This window comes from Bradyrhizobium sp. 23 (assembly GCF_023073295.1).
Lineage (GTDB): Bacteria > Pseudomonadota > Alphaproteobacteria > Rhizobiales > Xanthobacteraceae > Bradyrhizobium > Bradyrhizobium canariense_D.
In genome coordinates, this window is record NZ_JADPJF010000042.1 from 237,327 (window position 1) to 244,170 (window position 6,844).

Below are 6,844 nucleotides of genomic sequence, written 5' to 3' on the forward strand. Positions count from 1 at the left end.
GCTCCTCGTGGAGCTAGGAACGTGGCAGGGGAAGACCAATGACGACAGCGACCGGGATCCGCTCGGCCGATCGCAATTCCGTCTTAGCCACACTCGGCGACTTCATCCGAGAGATCAGCAATCCCGACGATCTCGCCTATGCTGCGGCGGAACTGCTCGGCCGCAGCCTGAACGTCAGCCGGGCGGGCTATGGCACGGTCGACACCTCAGCCGAGACCATCACCATTGTCCGCGACTGGAACGCACCGGGCATCCTGAGCCTCGCAGGCGTGCTGCGCTTCCGCGACTATGGCAGCTACATCGAAGATCTCAAGCGGGGCGAGACCGTCATCTGTGCCGATGCTGAAAAAGACCCTCGCGTCGGCGATCGTGCCGAGGCTCTCGAGGCGATCTCTGCGCGTGCGCTCGTCAACATGCCGATCTCGGAGGCCGATGGGGTCGTGGCGCTGCTGTATTTGAACAATGCCGGGCCGCGCGAATGGAGCCCCGAAGAGCTGGAGCTCATTCGCGATGTTGCCGAGCGTACGCGCACGGCCGTTGAGCGTCGCCGTGCTGAGACGGCCGTGCGGGAGAACGAAGCCCGGCTGCTTTTCCTGGACGCACTCAACAAGGAGACGGCCAGGACCCGCGATGCCGACGGCGTGATGGCGGTGACGACCAGGATGCTTGGCGAGCATCTCGAGGTATCGAGCTGTGCCTATGCCGATATGGATCCCGACCAGGACGGCTTCACCATACGCGGGGATTGGGCGGCGCCGGGCGCGGTGCATATCCTTGGTCACTACAGCCTGGCTGACTTCGGGAAGAAGGCGGTGCGAGAGCTCGGCGCCGGCAGGCCCCTGATCATCAATGACAATTTGAAGGAGCTTGCGCCTGAGGAAGCCGCCACTTTCCAGAACATCGGGATCGGTTCGACGATTTGCATGCCCTTGGTCAAAGAAGGGCAACTCACCGCCTTGATGGCGATCCATCACCGGGGCCCGCACCAGTGGACGCCGCGCGAACTCGCCTTGCTCACCGAAGTGACCGAACGGTCGTGGGCCCACATCGAGCGCGTCCGATCGGAACAGGCGGCGCGGGAGGCCGCCGAACGACTGACGCTTGCAAACAAGGCGGCTGGTATCGGCACCTGGGACTACGACCCGGTCAACAACGTTCTTCGATGGGATAGCCGCTGCAAGGAGGTGTTCGGTTTATCGCCGGACGCCGAAGTCAGCTATGAAGGGTCGTTCCTGAAGGGCCTTCATCCCGAAGACAGGCAGCGCGCCCACGAGGCCGTCTCCGCGGCGCTGACGCCGCACGCGCCGGCAAACTACAACATGGAATACCGGACCATTGGCATCGAGGATGGGGTCGAACGCTGGATCGCCGCGACCGGTCAAGCCATCTTTGCCAACGGCCAAGCTGTTCGGTTCATCGGAACGGTTCTGGATATCACCGCGCAAAAGAAAACCGAGCGTCATCTCAGAATACTCAATGATACCGGGGCCTCGGTCTCTCGCGAACGCGACCTCGACAAGATCGTCCAGATCGTGACGGATGCCGGCGTCGGACTCACCGGTGCTCAATTCGGCGCCTTTTTCTACAACGTTCTGGCGCCGGATGGCGGCAGCTACATGCTGTATTCGCTGTCTGGTGCGCCGCGATCCGCGTTTGAAAACTTTCCGATGCCGCGTAACACAGCCGTCTTTGGCCCGACCTTCGAGGGCTCCGGCGTGGTGAGGTCCGACGATATCCTGCGGGACCCCCGCTATGGCAAGAACGCGCCGCGGAAAGGCATGCCCGAGGGCCATCTTCCGGTCCGATCCTACCTGGCGGTCCCTGTGATCTCGCGCACCGGCGAAGTTTTCGGCGGACTTTTCTTCGGTCACGCCGAGACGGGTAAATTCCAAGCCGAGCAGGAGTCCGCGTTGCTTGGTATTGCGGGCCATGCCGCCACCGCTATCGACAACGCCCAGCTCTTGACCCGGCTCGAGGCGCTCAACGCCGGATTGGAGCAACGTGTTGCCGACGAAATTGCCGAGCGCATGAAGGCCGAAGAGCAATTGCGGCAATCCCAGAAGATGGAAGCCGTCGGGCAGTTGACCGGCGGCATTGCCCACGACTTCAACAATATGCTGGCCGTGATTCTCGGCAGCCTGAATCTTGCCAAGCGGCGGCTCGGCAGGGGAGAGGTCAGCATAGACCGCTTCATCGAGGGCGCCATCGACGGTGCAAATCGCGCAGCCACGTTGACGCAGAGGCTGCTCGCGTTCTCGCGCCAACAGCCGCTCGCGCCTGAGATCGTGGACATCAACAAGATGGTCGGCGGGATGAGCGAGTTGCTCGAGCGCTCGCTGGGCGAGCTGATCCGCCTCGAGACGGTGCTGGCGGCTGGCCTCTGGCGGGTCAAGGCAGACCCGGCCCAGCTGGAAAGCGCGATGATCAACCTCGCGGTCAATGCGCGCGATGCCATGCCGAAGGGCGGCAGGCTGACAGTAGAAACCAGCAACGTCTCGATAGACCGAAAATATGCTCGCGAGTCTGCACTCGCACCCGGGCAGTACGTTCTCGTGGCCGTGACGGACAACGGCACGGGAATTCCGGCCGACGTGCTGGGCAAGGTGTTCGATCCGTTTTTCACGACCAAGGTCGTGGGCAGGGGCACCGGTCTCGGCCTCAGTCAGGTCTACGGTTTCGTGCGGCAGTCGGGCGGCCATGTCAAAATTTACTCGGAAGTCGATGTTGGCACGACCGTGAAGATCTACCTTCCACGCTTCGCCGGCGAGGAGGCGGGCTCAGCTCTGTCACAGGAAGAAATACCCGCCGGTGCAAGCCATCAGAACGAAACCATTCTCGTCGTGGAAGACGACGAGCGCGTCCGCAACATTTCGTCCGAAAGCCTGCGCGAACTTGGCTACAACGTCATCGAGGCAGCCAGCGCCAAAGAGGCGATCAGGACGATCGAAAATGGTTTCGTTCCAGATCTGCTGTTCACGGATGTCGTCATGCCCGACATGACCGGCGCCGAGCTGGCGGCCGAGCTGTCGAAACGATACCCGGCGCTGAAAGTGCTGTTCACCACCGGCTACACGCGCAATGCAATCGTTCACAATGGCGTGCTCGATGCCGGCAAGCATCTGCTTCCCAAGCCCTTCGCTATCGAAGACCTGGCTGCCAAAGTCCGCACCTTGCTCGACGAGATCTGAACGCGTTTTGGAAACGATCTCTTCCGTTTGCAAGCTGCCTTCATAAGGGCTATGTCCCGGCTTTCGGAAGAGCATGACATGACAATCTCGGATGACAACGACCTCGCGCGCCTGAAGGAGATCGGGCGCATTGTCGCCAATACCCTGGAGGCAATGGGAAAGGCGCTCGAGCCGGGCATGTCCACCTCCGAGCTCGACCAGATCGGGCGAACGCTGCTGGAGGCCGCCGGTGCACGTTCGGCTCCGGAGCTGGCCTACGACTTTCCGGGCGCAACCTGCATCAGCGTGAACGAGGAGATCGCTCATGGCATCCCCGGCGATCGGCGGATCGCGCGCGGGGACCTCGTGAACATCGACGTGTCAGCCGAGAAGAACGGCTTCTTTGCGGATACGGGAGCCTCATTCGCCGTTCCACCCGCAACCCGCGCGGTCGAACGTCTTTGCAGGGACGGCCGGCGGGCGATGTGGACGGGCCTGCAGCAGGTCGGAGCCGGCAAACCGATTGCCGGTATCGGTCAGGCCATCGGGACCTTTGCGCGGAAGAACGGTTACAGCCTGGTCAGGAACCTTGCCAGTCACGGCGTCGGCCTGTCGCTCCACGAGGAGCCGACGGAGATCGCAACGTGGCCCGACCGCTCCGAACGCCGCATCATGAGCGAAGGCCTCGTGTTCACCGTCGAGCCGTTCCTGTCCCTTGGCGCGGAATGGGCAGAGGATGGCGATGATCCATGGACGCTCTACAGCAGCCCCGAGGCGCCGACCGTTCAATACGAGCACACCGTGATCGCCACGCGAAGCGGACCGTTGATCGTTACGATGGCTGGTTAAGGAGGCTCCTCAAGCCACCGGATCTCGGGCAGCATCCGAACGGGTTCGATCATCCAGAGCCAGCGGCGGCGCCGGTCTCGCCGACCAGATTGCCGAGCGTGGCGTCGGAAGCTCAACGCAAGGCGGGCCGCATATCGAAGTCCCGATTTAATTGACGCGCCGCGAGTGGCGAGGGGGCTTCTTCTGCGCAAAATACGGGTTCGCCACGCACGTCGCTGACCGACCGAGGGCTAAAAATCTGCACTGCTCGAGAGAGGTGTAGCGGCAATCGAAATAGCCGACGGGACCGTAGATCTGCATGCAGACCGGATAGCTCGGATCGTAGGTCTGCGCGTGCGCAGGCGCGCCGGCGAGCAGCAGGCCGATCGCGAGGAGCGCGAAGCGAGCGCGACGCATCTCAGCGCGGCAAATAGTAACCGGGCGAATAACCCGGCACCTGCGCGCGCGGCCTGTTCTGATACGCGTAGGGATCGTCGCTCTGGCCTGCGAAATACGGGTTCGCGATGCAGGTGAGCGCGCGGCCCGACGAACTCGCCTGGCACTGCGCGTAAGTGTCGAACGTGCAATTGCTCAGCCCCGGCCATTCATCGCCGGTGAGGCAGAAGGCATGGTGGGTCCCGAACGCGCGCGCAGGCACGCTTGCGCTAAGCGTGAAACCAAATGTGGCGAGGGCGAGCGAAAATGTGGCGACAATGGGGAGCAATTCGTCTGCGCATTCGATTCTCCAATCACGCGAACGTGCGCGCGACGTTGTTACGCGCGCATGCTGCGTATGTCGTAGTCGACAATGGAACTCATGAAAACTCTTGTTTCAAAGGGTTTCCCGCGCGCGCTGGTAAATCTTCATTAATGAAGCGCGATCCTTTGGCGCGAACTGTGGCGTCGAGGTTACAGCAATTCTGTCGAGCGCTGCTATGACGACGCTACGGCCCGGGGGCCTAACGACGAAACTGGAACGGGAATCAAATGAACAAGAATCTGTTGCTTGCTGCTGTGAGCCTTGTCGCGCTCGGCGCGACCGCACCGGCGGTGGCTGCTGACCTCGCTGCGCGGCCTTACACCAAGGCGCCGGCGATGGTCGCCGCGATCTACGACTGGAGCGGCTTCTACATCGGCGTCAACGGCGGCGGCGGTTCCGCCCATTCGACTTGGGATCTCGTCGGCGGTGGCCGCGAGGGTTCGCACGATGCGACCGGCGGCACGGTCGGCGGCCAGATCGGCTACCGCATGCAGTCGGGCCAGTGGGTGTTCGGTATCGAAGGTCAGGGCAACTGGGCTGACTTCTCGGGCGACAACGTCAGCGCGCTGTTCGCGACGCGCAACCGCTCCAAGATCGACTCGTTCGGTCTGATCACCGGTCAGATCGGCTACGCCTGGAACAACGTCCTCCTTTACGCCAAGGGCGGTGCGGCTGTCGCCGGCAGCAAGTATGAAGTCTCGACCCTTGGCGGGGCGCTGCTGTCCTCGAACGATCAGACCCGTTGGGGTGGCACGATCGGTGCCGGCCTCGAGTACGGTTTCGCCCCGAACTGGTCGGTTGGCGTCGAGTACAACCACATCTTCCTGCAGGACAAGAACGTCACGTTCGCAGGCCTGGTTGGCACCGATCGCATCCGCCAGGACGTCGACATGGGCCTCGTTCGCTTGAACTACAAGTTCGGCGGCCCGAGCCTCGGCCGTTACTGAGTAAAAGACTGCTATCGATCGCTCGACTTCGAGCGGTTGGCGAAAGCCCCGGCCATCGGCCGGGGCTTTTTTGTTGCTTAAATTCAGCGGGTTAACCATTCTGTTTGGAGATGGTCGAGATGGCTTGACTCCTGAGAACGAAATGAGAACAATGTTCTTCATGCGTTCTCACCATGGAGTAAGCCATGTTCAGGATTTTCGTTGAAGAGGCCGCCGCGTTGGCGTCGATCGCGCTGTTTGTCGGGATGATTGCGATCTGGGCCCAGGTGCTCCCGCAGCTCTAGGCGCGGGCCTAGGTTGGGGAAAAGCAGGACGACGCGGCCGATCGGCCGCTCCGGCGTGGACTCTGGCACCATGACGCCCCACCATTATGAGGCGAGTCGGCCGGGCGAGTGCAGGATGCCTCCGGTGCCGGTGACCGCTCCATCTCATCTGCAAGAGGCCGTCACGCGACCATGCCGAGCGCCGGATTTGTCCACCTTCACGTTCACTCGGCCTATTCGCTGCTCAAGGGCTCGATCAAGATCGCCAAGCTCGCCGAGCTAGCGAAGAAAGACCATCAGCCGGCGCTGGCGTTGACCGACACCGACAACATGTTCGGTGCGCTGGAGTTCTCCGACAAGATGGCGGGCTCCGGTATCCAGCCGATCGTGGGCTGCGAGATCGCGATCGAGTTCGGCGACCAGGATCCCAATGCGCGCAACGTGCTGCTGCCCTCGCGCGTGGTGCTGCTGGCCGCGCAGGAGCGCGGCTATCGCAGCCTGATGCGGCTGAACTCGCGCGCGTTCCTGGAGACGCCCGACACTCATGCTCCCCACATCAAGTTCGACTGGCTCGAAGGCGAGACCGAAGGTCTGATCGCGCTGACGGGCGGTCCGGACGGACCGATCTCGCTGGCGCTTGCCGGCGGTTATACCGAGCTCGCGGCGGCGCGCTGCGAGCGTCTGGCCAGCCTGTTCGGAGACCGTCTCTACATCGAATTGCAGCGCCACAACATCGAGAAGGAGCGGCGGGTCGAAAGCAGCCTGATTGACATCGCCTACACCAAGGGCCTGCCGCTGGTTGCGACCAACGAGCCGTATTTCGCCACGACCGACGATTATGAAGCCCATGACGCGCTGCTCTGCATCGCCGGCGGGCGG

6 protein-coding genes are annotated in these 6,844 nt (G+C 62.6%); 4 read left to right on the top strand and 2 right to left on the bottom strand.

From position 1 onward, the window contains the following. Positions 1–38: 38 nt before the first annotated feature. Both IVB32_RS10895 and map read left to right on the top strand, forming a co-directional pair. Positions 39–3,188: a GAF domain-containing protein gene (locus tag IVB32_RS10895; RefSeq protein WP_247410349.1), complete on the top strand. Its 3,150-nt coding sequence runs from the start codon at positions 39–41 to the stop codon at positions 3,186–3,188. A 78-nt stretch (positions 3,189–3,266) separates the two neighbouring features. Further along, positions 3,267–4,016 carry a type I methionyl aminopeptidase gene (gene map, locus IVB32_RS10900; protein ID WP_085353579.1) on the top strand — a complete coding sequence of 250 codons (750 nt, stop codon included), beginning with the start codon at positions 3,267–3,269 and terminating at the stop codon, positions 4,014–4,016. A 147-nt stretch (positions 4,017–4,163) separates the two neighbouring features. On the opposite strand, the gene IVB32_RS10905 is transcribed toward map, so the two are convergent. Then, positions 4,164–4,412: a DUF3551 domain-containing protein gene (locus IVB32_RS10905; protein ID WP_018455048.1), complete on the bottom strand. Its 249-nt coding sequence runs from the start codon at positions 4,410–4,412 to the stop codon at positions 4,164–4,166. A 1-nt stretch (position 4,413) separates the two neighbouring features. Further along, positions 4,414–4,710: a DUF3551 domain-containing protein gene (locus tag IVB32_RS10910; protein WP_039799325.1), complete on the bottom strand. Its 297-nt coding sequence runs from the start codon at positions 4,708–4,710 to the stop codon at positions 4,414–4,416. Positions 4,711–4,982: 272 nt separating this feature from the next. Here IVB32_RS10910 and IVB32_RS10915 point away from each other — a divergent pair, with 272 nt between their 5' ends. Continuing rightward, positions 4,983–5,702: an outer membrane beta-barrel protein gene (locus IVB32_RS10915; protein WP_085394829.1), complete on the top strand. Its 720-nt coding sequence runs from the start codon at positions 4,983–4,985 to the stop codon at positions 5,700–5,702. A 455-nt stretch (positions 5,703–6,157) separates the two neighbouring features. Then, on the top strand, positions 6,158–6,844 hold a 687-nt coding region (locus IVB32_RS10920; RefSeq protein WP_247410350.1), incomplete at its 3' end, for a PHP domain-containing protein.